Consider the following 14,533-nt stretch of genomic DNA (forward strand, 5'->3'; position numbering starts at 1 on the left):
CAAACTCTCCATAAAGTGTTTGACTTGCTCGTTTTTGTGACCGGAGTCACGTTGACGAAGCTTGCGCTTCATTCATTGTTTGTATCCGAGGATACGTTTTTTGCCTCATCGTTCAGTTTTCAAAGTTCGTCATCGTTTGTTTTGAAAATGGTGGGCCTAAGTGGACTCGAACCACCGACCTCACGCTTATCAGGCGTGCGCTCTAACCAGCTGAGCTATAGGCCCGTCAAAAGCAAACAAAATATGGTGCACCCTGAGAGATTCGAACTCCCGACCCCTTGATTCGTAGTCAAGTACTCTATCCAGCTGAGCTAAGGGTGCGATATGGTGCGGTCGAGAGGACTTGAACCTCCACAGTGTTGCCACCACTAGGCCCTCAACCTAGCGCGTCTACCATTCCGCCACGACCGCAAATATAAAATTAGGAATCAAAAAATAAAATGGTGTGTCATGCAGGATTCGAACCTGCGACCCTCTGATTAAAAGTCAGATGCTCTACCAACTGAGCTAATGACACGAAAAACTGGGCTGGAAGGGATCGAACCTTCGCATGCTGGAATCAAAATCCAGTGCCTTACCACTTGGCCACAGCCCAAAAATGGCGGTCCTGACGGGATTCGAACCCGCGATCTCCTGCGTGACAGGCAGGCATGTTAACCGCTACACCACAGGACCACATTTTTGTGAAACTTAAGTATGAAATTAAAAATGGTGGAGGATGACGGGATCGAACCGCCGACCCTCTGCTTGTAAGGCAGATGCTCTCCCAGCTGAGCTAATCCTCCAAAATGGTGACCCGTACGGGAATCGAACCCGTGATACCGCCGTGAAAGGGCGGTGTCTTAACCGCTTGACCAACGGGCCATTTTAAAACAATAATTATTCTCAAGTAACAAATTCACATAAGAGGTCTGGCGGAGATGGAGGGATTCGAACCCTCGCACCAGTTTCCCGGCCTACACCCTTAGCAGGGGCGCCCCTTATAGCCACTTGGGTACATCTCCAAAGATAATGGCTCCGCAAGTAGGATTTGAACCTACGACCTACCGGTTAACAGCCGGTTGCTCTACCACTGAGCTATTGCGGAACGTGACGTTCGTTTCAGAACACTTTTCTATATTAGCAACTTTATTTCTCTTCGTCAATGCTTTTTTAAAAAAGTTTTTAGTGACGAGAAGTTGTTTAGTTGCTGTCGTTTTGACGACTTCTATAATTTATCATGCTCCGAAATGAACGTCAACTACTTTTGTAAAAAATCTTTCCACGACATCTTCCGCAACGGTATCGCTCCGGATTCATCTTTCTTTTCCTTCTATATAATGTCCCGCATTTCTCACACTCGTAAAGATGATTCTTTTTTTCTACTTCTTCTAGGCGCGGACTGTAACGCAGCCCCCCGTATCGTTGTAGCCACTCTTTAAAATCCTGATCTTGATGCCGGTGCCCCATTCCACGCAGATGTAAATGATAGTGGCACAGTTCATGAATGACGATTCCACGGAAGGTATCAAGGTCTCCCAAATGACTCCGATTGAAATCCAGATGATGATCGGTCAGAAAATAACGGCCCCCTGTCGTCCGTAAGCGATCGTTAAAAAGTGCAATATGTTTAAACGGTAAAGCAAACACGTCGAGCGAGAGTTGCTCGACGTATTGCTGCAACTCTTCGTTCGTCATGACGGACTGACCATCGTCAGACCGATCCGTCCGCGCTCCGGCTCGACACTTGTCACCCAAACGGTCACGATATCGCCGACGGCAATGACATCAAGCGGATGTTTGACCCGTTTTTTACTGAGTTTTGAAATATGAACAAGACCGCTTTCTTTCACACCGATATCCACGAAGGCACCGAAATCGAGCACATTTCGGACCGTCCCCTGGAATTCCATCCCGACTTGGATCATATCAAGGGATAACACATCCTGGCGCAGCAACGGCTTATCGAGTGCTTCCCGCGGATCACGTTCCGGGCGTTGTAATGCTTCAATGATATCCCGTAGTGTCGGTTCACCGACTTCGAGCAATCGAGCAGTGTCCGGTACGGATAACTCTCCGAGTCGAGTCCGTAAACTGTCCGTTCCAACGCTCTGCAACGGCAAATCCAGTTGCTTAAACAAGGATTCCACGGTTTTATATTGTTCCGGGTGAATCGGTGTCCGGTCAAGCGGATGACTACCTTCCGGAATGCGTAAGAAACCGGCCGCCTGTTCATATGCTTTTGCTCCTAAACGCGGAACTTTCAACAATTCTTTCCGGGATTCAAAGGCCCCGAGTTCCGAGCGACGTTCCACAATCTTTTTAGCCGTTGCTTTCGTAATCCCGGCGACGTAACCGAGTAATGATTCCGAAGCTGTGTTGACGTCGACACCGACCTGGTTTACAACCGTCTCGACGACGAAATCGAGCGTCTCTTTTAACTTCGCCTGTGTGACATCATGTTGGTACTGTCCGACCCCAACGGATTGCGGATCCACTTTGACAAGTTCCGCCAACGGATCCTGCAGACGCCGGGCGATTGAGATGGCGGACCGTTGCTCGACTTGTAAGTCCGGAAACTCAGTGCGGGCAATTTCCGACGCCGAATAGATACTTGCTCCTGCCTCATCCACAATCGTAAAGGCAATTTGATCACACTCTTTGATCCAGTCTGCGACAAAGGATTCCGTCTCACGGGAAGCCGTCCCGTTTCCAATCGCAATCAATTCAATTCCGTACCGTTTTACCAGTTTCGTTAAGACTTGACGTGCTTCTTGCGCTTTTTGTTCCGACATCGTCAGATACACGACGCCGACTTCCTTCATTTCCCCCGTCGGATCAATCACGGCCCACTTACATCCCGTCCGGTAGGCAGGATCAAGACCCAGCATGACTTTCCCTTTTATCGGCGGTTGCATGTAGAGTTGCCGCAAGTTTTTTCCGAACACTTCAATCGCCTGATTTTCCGCTTTGTCGGTCAACTCGTTCCGAAGTTCCCGTTCAATTGCCGGGAAAACCGATTTTTTATATCCCGTTTGAACAGCTTCCTCGACCAACTTGCGTTTTTGCTCCGGCAATCGGCTAAACGGCCGTAACAAGTACGGTAATACATGTTGTTCATCGAGGGCGATTTTGACGGAAACGATTTTTAACGCCTCAGCACGATTGATCGCCAAAATCCGGTGTGGCACGATTTGACGGATCCGTTCACTGTACTCGTAATACTGGGCAAAGACACGTTTTTCATCGACTGCGTCTTTTTTTAGTTTCGTGACGATATCCGCAAACCGGTAAGCCGTCTTTCGAATATGTTCGCGGACACTCGCCTGTTCGCCCCACTCTTCGGCAATGATGGCTTGTGCTCCGGCTACCGCTTCTCCTTCGCCATGTGCCGCGACATACTGATGAAATTGTTGTTCATCGTATGATTTCGGTGACCGCAAAAAGTTGGCGAATGGTGTCAATCCTGCTTCTCGGGCAATCTCGGCTTTTGTTCTCCGTTTAGGACGAAACGGTAAGTACAGGTCTTCGATTTGCTGTAACGTCGTTGCTTCATTCAAGCTTTGTTTCAAGTCAGGCGTCAAGACACCTTGTTCTTCGATTTTCCGCAAAACATCTTCTCGTTTTGATTCCAGTTGTGTGATGCTTTTATGGCGGTCGAGGATCGCTTTGATTTCGACCTCATCGAGTTCTCCGGTTTGCTCTTTACGGTATCTCGCGATGAACGGAATCGTTCCCCCGTCCTCCGTCAATTGTAAGACAGCCTTGACTTGCGCCGGTCTGATGTTCAATTCTGTTGCGATTCTCTTCTCCATTTTCCTCACCTCTGTTTCATTATACCGAAGAATTAGCAGGACACAAAAAAAAGACCGATGCTTTCGCATCAGTCTTTTGAAAATACTTCGTTCGGTTCTACTTTGATTGCTTCTCGTAATTTTTGCAACGCACGGCGCTGAAGACGCGACACATGCATTTGCGAAATACCAAGAAGTTCTCCTGTTTCCTTTTGACTCATGTTCCGGTAGTACGCACATTCTAAAATCGAACGTTCGCGGTCAGTCAAAACAGCAAATGCTTTTTCAAGAATCAGCTTTTGATCCACTGAATCATATCCGTTTTCCTGGTTACCAACGAGATCCAGTAGTGTGACCGTACTGCCTTCCTGATCGGCTTCAATTGAACTATCAACAGATAAAGCCTGATAACTTTTACCCATCTCAAGGGTTTCAAGAACTTCCTCTTCCGATACTTCCAACCGAGCGGCAATTTCATCGATACGCGGTGAACGTTGCAGTTCTGTCGTCAGTTCTTCGACGGCTTTCTTGATTTTCGGTCCGAGTTCCTTGATTCGACGCGGGACGTGAACGCTCCATGTCTTATCACGGATAAAACGTTTGATTTCACCGATGATGGTCGGAACGGCAAAGGATTCAAAACTCCGGCCGAACTCTTTATCAAAACGACGAAGAGCGGCAAGCAAACCAATCATCCCGACTTGAACGAGGTCATCATGAATCGGACGGCCACGTGAGAACTTACGGGCAAGCGCCTCAACGAGGTCGGAATACCGAGCAAGTAAAGCAGCATGAACTTCTTCATCTTGATCATCTTGTTGATACAGGTCAATTAGACGAAGGACTTCATCATCACTGTGATGGCGTTGTTGAGACTTTGCTGGCACTTTGACCCACCTCATCTCTATTCATATATTTTGTCATATGGACAGTGACGCCGTTTGCTTTCTCGATCGTGACTTGATCCATGAGTGCTTCGATCATTAAGATCCCTAGTCCCCCCTCGTGCAGAGAGTCTAAATCATGAGATTCCGTAATTGGTTCACTTTGACGCTTCACGCTGTCTTTATCGAAAGTCACACCATTGTCTTTGACAATGATTTCAAGACGATCGTCCGGATAGACGTTACACGTTAAAGCCATTGATCCGTCCTGTTCTCCTTCATATGCATGTTGAACTGCATTCGCACATGCTTCAGAGACCGCAATTTTGATGTCTTCGATATCGTCGTACGTGTAACCCATCCGATTCGCGACACCCGAAACTGTCAATCGAGCAATTGCAACATATTCCGGTTTTGCCGGAAGTGTCATTTCAAGTTGTTCGTTCTTCATTGTGTCCCACCTCGTACACCACTATCGATTGTAATGATGCTTGAAAGACCTGTGATTTCAAACAAACGGCGGATGCGTTCAGAAACGCCGACAAGTGTAAATGATGTGCCGTTTTTCTTTGATGCTTTAAGCGCCCCGACAAATACACCAAGGCCTGTTGAATCCATATAGTGAATTTCATCCAGGTGCACGACAACGTCATTTGTTTCGACTGCCGGCACAAGTTCCTGGCGAAGTTTTGGTGCTGTATACGTATCAATCTCTCCTGCGATATAGAGATGCGTCTGACCATCTAATTGTTCTGTTTTAATTGTTAAATCCATCTTCAAGTTCCTCCTCAAGGAAAATCTGCTATGTGTTTTTTCTATCTCTATCTCTGTTATCTCATAATAAAAAAAGTTCACTCTGAAATAATTCCCGGATTTGCTAATTCTTAAACCACTTTTTAAAAAAATGTTCAAAAAAAGTCGCATACAGATGTATCGACTCTTCTCTCTGATCTATGTAAGTGCCTAAAAATCAATCAACCCTAAGCTGATCGCGACGGCACTATTTACTTTCATCATCGTGTCCGGATCTAGATGCGTAACTTTATCCGTCAGACGGCGTTTATCGATTGTACGGACCTGCTCAAGTAGGATGACCGAATCACGTTCTAATCCGTGTCGCTCTCGATATACTTCCACATGGGTCGGTAGTTTGGCTTTGTCGATCTGTGCCGTGATCGCAGCCACGATTACAGTTGGGCTGAATCGGTTACCAATATCATTTTGTAGGACAAGGACAGGACGAACGCCTCCTTGTTCCGATCCGACCACAGGTGACAAATTTGCATAAAACACGTCGCCACGTTTGACTATCAAAGCTTACACCCCGCTTACTTGACGTAGGAGCGAGAACTCCGCCTCCGTTTCAATCTGGAACATTTCGCCAACGATGGATAAATTGATCGCTGCCATTTCTTCGTAACCACGTTTCAATTCCTCACGTAGCTGACGCTTGCGTTCTTCGGTCGTATGGTTCGACTTCATCCCAATCGTCTCCTTCGCTACATTTCGCTCAACAAATTGCTTTTCCCGTTGTTGGACCAAGATAATGGCACCTCCAGATTCACTGAAACCTTAACGAACGACTCACTTTCTACTTCAATATATCAGTCAAATTCAGAAAATACAATCAAAATTCAAACAAATAACATTTTTTTACCATCATATTGATGTCTTTTAAAAAACTAGATGCGCGGGACCCGTTTTGAGAACTGACACAATACCTCATAGTTGATCGTCCCGAGCCAGTGCGCTGCTTCATCAATCGGGACACCTTGTCCAATCAACGTGACTTCTGTTCCAACCGGGTAATTGCGCGGCAAGCGGATCATCAACCGGTCCATACAGACCCGACCGACGATTTCACACGGATAACCGTCGACAAGTAATGAATACCCCTGGAACTTGCGGGACCAGCCGTCCGCGTATCCGATCGGCACCGTTCCGATCCACTCATCTGTCGGCGCCGTGTAGGTCGCACCGTAACTGATCGTTTGACCGGGTTCAACCTGCTTGACCTGCATCAGACGACTCTTCAGCGTGAACGCCGGTCGTAAGAATTCGTAATATGGAATCATTTCGTCTGACGGCATCGCCCCGTATAAGGCAATCCCGATCCGGACAACATTAAAAGGATCCTGACCGATCAAACGGATGGCGCCCGCTGAGTTGGCCGCATGGATGTATCGAATATTCGGCACGCGTTCGACGAAACGCAGGAAAACGGTCTGTTGCTCGTCAAACAACCGGCTGTTCAATTCGTCGGCTGTCGCGAAATGCGTATAGATCCCTTCGAGTTCCATGACATCCGAATCCAACTCTTGTAAGACGGCGTCCAACTCTTCCGGTGTCTGCAGTCCAAGACGGCCCATCCCGCTGTCGACCTTGATGTGGAGCCGTAAATGATCGACATCCGTTAAATGCTGTTTTGCTTCCCGCAACCAGCCGGCTGAAAAAACAGGCACGGCGACGTCATAGTTCGAGGCGATCGGTGCATGTTCCGGCAAAAGCGTTTCGAGCATTAAAATCGGTGCCTGAATCCCGGCTTCCCGTAATTCGATTGCTTCTTCTAGCAGGGCGACAGCCAGTAAATCCGCCCCGTTCGCCAACGCGATTTCCGCGACCGTCACGGCACCATGTCCGTATCCGTCCGCCTTCACGACGGCCATCATCGTTTGATGACCGATTCGGGCCTTGATTTCCCGTACATTGTGCGCGATGGCTTCGCGGTCAATTTCTATCCAAGTTGGTCGATACATCTGAACTCCTCTTTTCTAATAAGACTTGTGCAGCCGCATAATGGTCGGAATGGGTAATGGAAAGGTGAATCGTCCCTTCAAACGGACCGGTCATGACCGGTCGTCCCGATGCTTCGTTCAACACTTCGAGATCAAGCCAGGATACGTCGGCACCGATGCCGGTCCCGAATGCTTTGACAAACGCTTCCTTTGCCGCGAACCTTCCTGCGAGATACTCAAGTTGCCGCTTATCAGACAAGGTGTAAAAACGATTCTGTTCTTCTGCCGTTAACACCCGTTTAACGATTCGCGGCTGACGCTCGAGCGTCTGTCGGATTTGTTCCAGTTCTACGAGATCGAGTCCTATTCCGAAAATCATTCCTGACGCCTCCACAGTTCTATTCTTCGCCATCTTCATATAGAATGAAGATGAAGCGAGGTGTTGTCATGTTTAGTCGAACGGAAAACTTACAAACGTTCACACGTTCTTATCCGGTCGTTTCGTTGTTCATTTTAATCCAAGTTGCCCTGTTTGTCATCGAACAGTTAAACGCCTTTTTCAACTTTGGCTTTTCGCCGCTCAATTACGGGGCAGCCATCAACTTGTTCATCGGGAACGGGGAATGGTGGCGTGTCGTAACCGCGACATTCCTGCATTATGATTTTTGGCATATCGCCTTCAACACGTTTGCCCTAATCATTTTCGCACCTGCCTTGGAGCGGATGATCGGTCACGCGAAGTTTGCTTCCTTCTATCTTTTAGTCGGAACGCTCGCCAACGTCTTGACGTATTTTACGAAAATCAATGAACCGTTTTACGGTCAAGCCGGGGCTTCGGGCGCCATTTTAGGACTGCTTGGTTTTTACGTCTATCTCGGTCGTTTTAAACGGACTGTCATTTCAGCTGATGACGCGCGTCTCGTGTATATCTTCAGTGCCATCACAGCCATCTTCACCTTACTCGGTTCGAACGTCTCTGTCTTTGGTCACTTATACGGTTTCGTGCTCGGGTTCCTTGCCGGCTTCATCTTCGGAAAAGGAACAGTGCCGTTTACACGTCCGTTCAATACCGGAAGACGTCCTGCATCAGGTGGTCGCATCATTCATACGAGCGGTTCCGGACAACTCGGACGGATCATCTTTTATGTCATCGTCGCCTTCGCCGTGTTTGGCCTGCTGGCCCGGTTCATTTGAAACACAATCCAAAAAGGAGCCCGCTGAACTTAAAAATTCAGACGGGCTCCTTTTTATGATGGCTTATTTACGTAATGATTCCGCAAGATCTTTAATATCATCGATCAAGTTATGGATCGTTTCCTGGTTATCTGTATATAAGGCACGAAGTTCTTCAAAACGGCCTTTCGGATCCTGTTTGACGGCTGAAATTTGTGTCCCTGCTCCGCCAAATGTGCGTTTGAACGCAGCCAGTTGCGATTGACGTGTATCTTTATGAAGCATTGATAAAGTGGCACCTACAAGCGCTCCACCAAGCGTTGCTGCTAAAAAGTAATTCTTTTTCATCTGTTTTTCCCCCTAGACTAATTTAACTGTTGATTACAGCGGTTGCAAAAGCTGATACCGTTTCATGACCGGGGAAGGCGAAAACGACTTCCCTGCCTCTTCAGCATACTGGTCGACGGTCAGTCGTTCAACTGATTTCGCATAACGCGAAGCATCCCCGTCATTGTTGAACTGAATTAACAGGACCAGATCCGTCCCCCGCTCGACACGGGCAATCCGGACGGCCTGGAAACTGTCGTATTCGGCTCCCAGTACTTTCGGATCCGACATGACATGATGAACAAATAGATCACCGCTGTTCTGATCTGCCGGAATCGACCAATAAAATAGACTGCCTTGTTCATCAAAATTACCCCGTGTTTCGAGCAACGTATACGTGTTGCCGCTTTGGAACGGTGACTTCCCTTCTGTTTCGATAAATAAAAGAGCTTCCCCGCTTCCACTTGCCGCCCGGATCTGAGGATCACGAGATCGAATTTGATCAACAAAACTGCCGCTACCGAATGTTATGGAAAGTTTAGATGGCATCACAGGCCTCCGCGAGTTCGAAGTCTTTGCTAGTCAGACCGCCTGAATCGTGGGTCGTCGCAGCAAGCGTAACGTTCTTATAGTCAATGATGATTCTCGGATGATGGTTGAGATGTTCCGCTATCGAACCAACCTCCTGTACAAAATCAAGTGCTGCCGGGAATGAATCCAGTGTATAGACACGGACGATTTCGTCATCGACGACACGCCATTCTGCCAATCCTTCTAGACGTTCTTCCACTTCGTACTCATTCAACCTTTTCATGCCATTTTCCTCCTCCACCATTATTTTCGTCCTATACCTTATACCCTACTTTTCCGGTTTCTTATACCTCCAGCGGATGGATTTCTTCCTTTTGTCTTCCGGCACAGATAGAGTACAATGTGAAGGAGAACACTATCTCTCAAAAAAGAAAGGGGCAGACGCTCATGCGTGCGCTAATCGTGATTGACTATACGGTTGATTTTGTAGCCGATGAAGGAAAGTTGACGTGCGGAAAACCAGGACAGGCCATTGAAGGACGCATCGCTTCACTGATGGATGAGTTCTCATCTGAGGATTACGTCGTCATCGCAAACGATATCCATGAAGAAGGAGACACGTTCCATCCGGAAACCGTCCTCTTCCCACCCCACAACATCCGGGGCACGCACGGCCGGGATCTTTTTGGACAAGTAGCCGAAATGGCACGTGTCGCAGATCATGTCATCGATAAAACACGTTACAGTGCTTTTGCCGGGACGGATCTTGATTTACGGTTACGCGAACGTTCGATTCAGGAAGTCCATCTCGTCGGAGTCTGCACGGACATCTGTGTCCTGCATACAGCAGTCGATGCCTACAATCTGGGATATAAAATCGTCGTCCATGCCGACGCCGTCGCAAGTTTCAATGCGGTTGGTCACGACTGGGCACTTACACATTTCAAACAATCGATCGGCGCAGATGTCGTCGGCGAATAAGAAGGGATCTGTCTTTATGTTACAACGTAATCTTGCACTTCATACTGACCTTTATCTGCCGCGGTGGATGTATATTTATTGGAAAGAAGGACGGCACAATGAACGGGCTGTCTTTGATGTCTATTACCGTTCAAACCCGTTCGAAGGCGGCTATGTCGTATTCGCCGGACTTGAAAATATCATCGAATACGTCCAGACCCTTCGTTTTACGGAAGAAGACATCACGTATCTCCAAAAAATGATTGATTTCCCGGACGAGTTCAAAGATGAATTGCGAAACTTTAAATTTTCCGGTTCCATCTCAAGTGTCAAAGAAGGCGAAATCGTTTTCCCGAACGAACCGCTCGTGCGGATCGAAGCCCGGATTTTCGAAGCCAAACTACTGCAGACCGCGATTTTGAATATCGCCAATCATGAATCCTTGATTGCTACGAAATATGCGCGGATTCGTCAATCGGCACCGGGAGCAAAATTCCTCGAAGCCGGTGCGCGTCGTGCCCAAGGCATCGATGCTGCTTACTTCGGAACCCGCGCGTCGTACTTAGCCGGTTTTGATGTCACGAGCCTTGCTTCTGCCGGACGAGACTTCGGTATTCCGTGCGGTGGAACGATGGAGCATGCCGACATCCAATTCCATGATGATGAATTAACAGCGTTCCGGACGTTTGCCGCCTACTATCCGGATCAAGCGACATTACTCGTCGATACGTATGACACGCTGAAAAGCGGTTTGCCGAACGCGATCACCGTCGCAAAGGAACTTGAAGCAAAAGGACATAAATTGCGCGGTATCCGGATTGATTCCGGCGATTTATCCTACTTATCGAAACGGGCACGGACAATGCTCGATGAAGCCGGTTTCCCGGATGTCGACATCGTCTTATCCGGTGATCTCGACGAATACGTCATTCAAGACTTACGGATTCAAGGGGCACAGGCGAATACGTTCCTCGTAGGAACACGCGGTATCACAGCATACGAACAACCTGCACTCGGTATGGTCTATAAGCTGGTCGCACGTGAAGTCGACGGCGAACTCATTCCGGTCATCAAAGTCTCTTCCTCAAAAGCGAAGACGACGACACCACACATCAAAGAAGTGTACCGGATTGTCGACCGCGTCACGAATAAGTTCAAAGGCGATTACGTAACGTTACTCGATGAAGATCCGACTGATCTGGAGGCAATCGATCTAATCGACGTCCGTGATCCGTCATTCCGCAACCGGATCGAAAACTTTAACGTCGAACGGTTGCTGACGCCGATTTTTGTTGATGGAGAACTTGTATACACGGTCCCGACCATCGAGGAAAGCCGCCATTTCCATGAACAGCAGATCGGTCGTCTATGGGAAGAATACAAACGCCTTCGTCTGCCGGAAGTCTATGCCATCACCTTCAGCGACCGTCTCTGGAAACTGAAACTGGATATGATTCGCGACACACGGACAGCAAGCGGTCTCAAATAAACAAGTGAACATAAAAACAGCCTACTTCAGCTGAAGTGGGCTGTTTCATTTGGTGTAACTGTCATTTGGATTGCCGCTTGTTCCATTTGTTGACGAAAGTACCAAGCGAAACCAAGCGCACCTCCGATGAAAACGATATACGTAATCCGTTGACCGAACTCTGCCAAGGAATCCGCATAAAAAATACTGATTAAGTGGTCGCTTCCACTGATGAGAAGCAAACAGGCAATCAGGAGCGCTATACGATAAGCAAGTGTCGGACGGTCTGTTGGTTCAGCATGCCAATACGAGATGATGTAATGGGCAAGTAAGATGATGCCAATGATTCCTAATACTCCTATCAGTGCTTGCGGCATAATGAACGGTCCTCCTGTTTCTAATTTCTACTTCCATTTAAACATAGTTCACTAAAAAATCCTCTCTAAAACTTTCCCATCGTTTGCCCGGTCACGGTATACTGAAGAAAATCTGTTGTTCATTCAACAAGGAGGCGTTTTCTTGAAAACCTTTAAATTGTGCACCTTACGTATTTTAATGGATGAATCCGGCCGGGATACGACGATTCCCGTTACGATCAAAGATGGATTGACTGTCAGCACGGATCAGACGGCACAGTGGGTCGCTGAAATTGTCGTCCTGAAAAATGATCAACCGATCATCGACGAGTTGTTCACCAAAAATTTACGGGCCTTGATTGAAATTACGATCTCACGACCTGATAATGATCCGGCTGCGATGATTGTGACGCCGCTCGAATCAACTCCCTTAAGTGAAGGGGTATCGTATCTGTTCAAAGGAAAGATGGTCATGATGAAAAACGACTTGTCGGAATCCATCTTACGCGAAGTCGTCGAGGATCATTTCACCGGTGAAGCCTTGATTCAGGAATACAAAGACCGACGTTCGAAACGCGGCGCACATATTACGAGTATCGCAAAAGAAACGTTTAAACAGTACCTCCACGAAAATCCAACCATCTCTTAAGGACGTATCGTTTGATCTACGATATGATCCGCGACATTGATGCGGTCAATTTCATACCGGTCGGAGAAACGAATATAGTTCGCACATGCATTCTTCAGCGGTGTCCGGTAACTGAAGCTATCATCAATCGAGGATAATGCCGCTTTGATTGTATGCGAGTGACAGACGATCAACAGGCGTTGTCCCCGGTATTTTTCTGTCAGTTCTTCAATTGCCGAAAACACCCGCTGTTGGATTTCCTGTTCGGTTTCAAGTCCCGGTACACGTTCCGTATCATTCGCTTGGACGGCTTCATAGATTCCGGCGACGGGCTGTCCTGACGCCAATCCAAACTCCCGTTCGACCAACCGTTCATCCGTCTCCGTTACATCCAGCCCGATTGAACGTCCGATGATTTCTGCCGTCTCGACTGCCCGCGATAAGGGGCTTGAAATCAAGACGTCCCATTTTTCTTCCGCCAGGTAAGCAGCGCTCATTTCAGCCTGCCATCGCCCTGTCTCATTGAGCGGAATATCTTCTCGTCCTTGAATCCGCTCGTTTAAATTCCAATCCGTTTGACCATGACGCACTAAACAAATTTCTGTCATCTCACTGTCTCCTTCAAAAGAAATATGACTGATTGTATCATGTTTTCTTTTTTAGTGAAGGGTCTCCCGAGGCGGCAACGCCAGGACCTGACAACTAAATGCTTCAATCCGTTCCAGTAAACGCTCGATTTTGAGTGGATTTTCGGTCTGGGCAAAGCTCGCCAGGGAATGCGTGCCGTTCGGGAAGGAAAACAGCCGGACGTCGGCTCCGACATCGGCTCCTTTTTCAACGAAGTGGAGCGCTTGCGTAAACGGAACAATCGGATCTTTTTTTCCGTGCAACAACATGATCGGCGGCGAGTCTGCTGTCAAATGCGTTACCGGCGAGACACGTGTCATGAGTTCCCGCCACTCGTCCCGTCCTCCTCCGTAAAACTTAATATGGGCAATCCACGTTTGAATGAACTTGAACAGGAGGAAGTTCGTCGGAGGATACAAGGCAATGACACCACTAATCAACGGGAGGCTTTCAGCTGTTTGTTCGCCGATGAATTCCATCGGGGAAAGTGCCGTCGTCAGCATTAACGCGGCGCCGGCCGAGTCTCCCCACAACACCATGCGTCCCCGCATAATCCGTAAATCGTCGGCTTCCTGATTTAAGAAACAAAGTGCATCCCGAACGTCTTCCAGATTATCCGGAAAATAACTGCCGTCCTCAAACAAGCGATAATCGATACTGCAAACGGCGATGCCGAGTTCCAGGAAACGTTCCACGATTGGCGTAAAACAAAAGACATCATCCCGATTTCCTCTGACGAAGGCTCCCCCGTGCGCATAAATCGCGACCGGGAAAGGACCGTCACCCGGCGGATAATATAAATCCAACTTCAGTTCTTGTTGATCGACGGTTTTAAACAAAATCGTCCGTGGCGCGAGTTGGACTTCCGACAGCGGAAGCGCCGGTTCCGTCCAGCGTAATAAAGCACCATAGTTGTTCCAGATGCTCGCCCCGGCTGCGGCTGTCGTTAAAATTGCCGCTCCTCCCATCAGCCAAGCAGTTTCCCGTTTCACCTCATCACCTCCAAAGCTTACTCTCGATTTCTAATCTTATTAATCTTTTACCCGATTTATTTAGAAGTCGAACGTCTTC

The 14,533-nt window shown here is 48.0% G+C and carries 19 protein-coding genes and 10 tRNA genes; 4 read left to right on the forward strand and 25 right to left on the reverse strand.

The window, feature by feature from the left end; all coding sequences use genetic code 11:
* Positions 1-148: 148 nt before the first annotated feature.
* The 19 genes from KNP91_RS10070 to acpS form a co-directional block, all read right to left on the reverse strand.
* Positions 149-225: transfer RNA gene (locus KNP91_RS10070), tRNA-Ile, on the reverse strand.
* 19 nt (positions 226-244) lie between these two features.
* Positions 245-321: transfer RNA gene (locus tag KNP91_RS10075), tRNA-Arg, on the reverse strand.
* 4 nt (positions 322-325) lie between these two features.
* A tRNA-Leu gene (locus tag KNP91_RS10080) sits at positions 326-411 on the reverse strand.
* A 30-nt stretch (positions 412-441) separates the two neighbouring features.
* Positions 442-517, reverse strand: a tRNA-Lys gene (locus KNP91_RS10085).
* 6 nt (positions 518-523) lie between these two features.
* Positions 524-595 (reverse strand) — tRNA-Gln (locus KNP91_RS10090).
* A gap of 4 nt (positions 596-599) precedes the next feature.
* A tRNA-Asp gene (locus KNP91_RS10095) sits at positions 600-675 on the reverse strand.
* A gap of 34 nt (positions 676-709) precedes the next feature.
* A tRNA-Val gene (locus KNP91_RS10100) sits at positions 710-785 on the reverse strand.
* A 4-nt stretch (positions 786-789) separates the two neighbouring features.
* Positions 790-864: transfer RNA gene (locus tag KNP91_RS10105), tRNA-Glu, on the reverse strand.
* 48 nt (positions 865-912) lie between these two features.
* Positions 913-1,004, reverse strand: a tRNA-Ser gene (locus KNP91_RS10110).
* An 8-nt stretch (positions 1,005-1,012) separates the two neighbouring features.
* Positions 1,013-1,087: transfer RNA gene (locus KNP91_RS10115), tRNA-Asn, on the reverse strand.
* Positions 1,088-1,236: 149 nt separating this feature from the next.
* Complete coding sequence (locus tag KNP91_RS10120) at positions 1,237-1,677, reverse strand: SprT family protein (protein WP_214766539.1); 441 nt, start codon at positions 1,675-1,677, stop codon at positions 1,237-1,239.
* Positions 1,674-3,794, reverse strand: a complete 2,121-nt coding sequence (locus tag KNP91_RS10125; RefSeq protein WP_214849990.1) for a Tex family protein — start codon at positions 3,792-3,794, stop codon at positions 1,674-1,676. The genes KNP91_RS10120 and KNP91_RS10125 overlap by 4 nt, the downstream gene beginning before the upstream one ends.
* Before the next feature lie 68 nt (positions 3,795-3,862).
* The gene (sigB, locus tag KNP91_RS10130) at positions 3,863-4,660 is read right to left on the reverse strand and encodes an RNA polymerase sigma factor SigB (protein WP_012371666.1); all 798 of its coding nucleotides are present in this window, start codon (positions 4,658-4,660) and stop codon (positions 3,863-3,865) included.
* Positions 4,626-5,108 carry an anti-sigma B factor RsbW gene (gene rsbW, locus KNP91_RS10135; RefSeq protein ID WP_012371667.1) on the reverse strand — a complete coding sequence of 161 codons (483 nt, stop codon included), beginning with the start codon at positions 5,106-5,108 and terminating at the stop codon, positions 4,626-4,628. The genes sigB and rsbW overlap by 35 nt, the downstream gene beginning before the upstream one ends.
* Positions 5,105-5,431 (reverse strand): STAS domain-containing protein, encoded by a 327-nt coding sequence (locus KNP91_RS10140; RefSeq protein WP_012371668.1) that lies wholly within the window; start codon positions 5,429-5,431, stop codon positions 5,105-5,107. The genes rsbW and KNP91_RS10140 overlap by 4 nt, the downstream gene beginning before the upstream one ends.
* A 189-nt stretch (positions 5,432-5,620) precedes the next feature.
* Positions 5,621-5,971, reverse strand: coding sequence for a type II toxin-antitoxin system PemK/MazF family toxin (locus tag KNP91_RS10145; RefSeq protein ID WP_014971520.1), 351 nt, complete (start codon positions 5,969-5,971; stop codon positions 5,621-5,623).
* 3 nt (positions 5,972-5,974) lie between these two features.
* Entirely contained in the window at positions 5,975-6,199 is a 225-nt protein-coding gene (locus KNP91_RS10150; protein ID WP_012371670.1) for a hypothetical protein, read from the reverse strand.
* 140 nt (positions 6,200-6,339) lie between these two features.
* Positions 6,340-7,413 carry an alanine racemase gene (alr, locus tag KNP91_RS10155; protein ID WP_214766533.1) on the reverse strand — a complete coding sequence of 358 codons (1,074 nt, stop codon included), beginning with the start codon at positions 7,411-7,413 and terminating at the stop codon, positions 6,340-6,342.
* Positions 7,385-7,771, reverse strand: a complete 387-nt coding sequence (gene acpS / locus KNP91_RS10160) for a holo-ACP synthase (RefSeq protein WP_012371672.1) — start codon at positions 7,769-7,771, stop codon at positions 7,385-7,387. Before acpS ends, alr begins: the two co-directional genes overlap by 29 nt.
* 68 nt (positions 7,772-7,839) lie before the next feature.
* On the opposite strand from acpS, the gene KNP91_RS10165 reads away from it, so the two are divergent.
* Positions 7,840-8,586, forward strand: a complete 747-nt coding sequence (locus tag KNP91_RS10165; protein WP_214766531.1) for a rhomboid family intramembrane serine protease — start codon at positions 7,840-7,842, stop codon at positions 8,584-8,586.
* A gap of 63 nt (positions 8,587-8,649) precedes the next feature.
* Here KNP91_RS10165 and KNP91_RS10170 read toward each other — a convergent pair whose 3' ends face one another.
* The 3 genes from KNP91_RS10170 to KNP91_RS10180 are packed head-to-tail and all read right to left on the reverse strand — an operon-like array spanning position 8,650 to position 9,706.
* Entirely contained in the window at positions 8,650-8,913 is a 264-nt protein-coding gene (locus KNP91_RS10170; protein WP_012371674.1) for a hypothetical protein, read from the reverse strand.
* 33 nt (positions 8,914-8,946) lie between these two features.
* On the reverse strand, positions 8,947-9,441 hold the full coding sequence (locus KNP91_RS10175) for a hypothetical protein (protein ID WP_012371675.1): 495 nt from the start codon (positions 9,439-9,441) through the stop codon (positions 8,947-8,949).
* Positions 9,431-9,706: a 4a-hydroxytetrahydrobiopterin dehydratase gene (locus tag KNP91_RS10180; RefSeq protein WP_026827240.1), complete on the reverse strand. Its 276-nt coding sequence runs from the start codon at positions 9,704-9,706 to the stop codon at positions 9,431-9,433. Before KNP91_RS10180 ends, KNP91_RS10175 begins: the two co-directional genes overlap by 11 nt.
* A 164-nt stretch (positions 9,707-9,870) precedes the next feature.
* Here KNP91_RS10180 and KNP91_RS10185 point away from each other — a divergent pair, with 164 nt between their 5' ends.
* Both KNP91_RS10185 and KNP91_RS10190 read left to right on the forward strand, forming a co-directional pair.
* On the forward strand, positions 9,871-10,404 hold the full coding sequence (locus KNP91_RS10185) for a cysteine hydrolase family protein (RefSeq protein ID WP_214766529.1): 534 nt from the start codon (positions 9,871-9,873) through the stop codon (positions 10,402-10,404).
* A gap of 16 nt (positions 10,405-10,420) precedes the next feature.
* Positions 10,421-11,872, forward strand: a complete 1,452-nt coding sequence (locus tag KNP91_RS10190) for a nicotinate phosphoribosyltransferase (RefSeq protein WP_214766527.1) — start codon at positions 10,421-10,423, stop codon at positions 11,870-11,872.
* A gap of 26 nt (positions 11,873-11,898) precedes the next feature.
* Here KNP91_RS10190 and KNP91_RS10195 read toward each other — a convergent pair whose 3' ends face one another.
* Positions 11,899-12,228, reverse strand: coding sequence for a hypothetical protein (locus KNP91_RS10195; RefSeq protein ID WP_114596592.1), 330 nt, complete (start codon positions 12,226-12,228; stop codon positions 11,899-11,901).
* A 142-nt stretch (positions 12,229-12,370) separates the two neighbouring features.
* On the opposite strand from KNP91_RS10195, the gene KNP91_RS10200 reads away from it, so the two are divergent.
* Positions 12,371-12,856 carry a YwpF family protein gene (locus tag KNP91_RS10200; RefSeq protein WP_114596593.1) on the forward strand — a complete coding sequence of 162 codons (486 nt, stop codon included), beginning with the start codon at positions 12,371-12,373 and terminating at the stop codon, positions 12,854-12,856.
* Here the strand turns inward: KNP91_RS10200 and KNP91_RS10205 are convergent.
* Both KNP91_RS10205 and KNP91_RS10210 read right to left on the reverse strand, forming a co-directional pair.
* Entirely contained in the window at positions 12,853-13,443 is a 591-nt protein-coding gene (locus KNP91_RS10205; protein ID WP_114596594.1) for a histidine phosphatase family protein, read from the reverse strand. The genes KNP91_RS10200 and KNP91_RS10205 overlap by 4 nt on opposite strands.
* A 51-nt stretch (positions 13,444-13,494) precedes the next feature.
* On the reverse strand, positions 13,495-14,454 hold the full coding sequence (locus tag KNP91_RS10210; protein ID WP_214849994.1) for an alpha/beta hydrolase fold domain-containing protein: 960 nt from the start codon (positions 14,452-14,454) through the stop codon (positions 13,495-13,497).
* Positions 14,455-14,533 lie beyond the last annotated feature (79 nt).

This window comes from Exiguobacterium sp. s138 (genome assembly GCF_018618775.1).
Classification (GTDB): domain Bacteria; phylum Bacillota; class Bacilli; order Exiguobacteriales; family Exiguobacteriaceae; genus Exiguobacterium_A; species Exiguobacterium_A artemiae.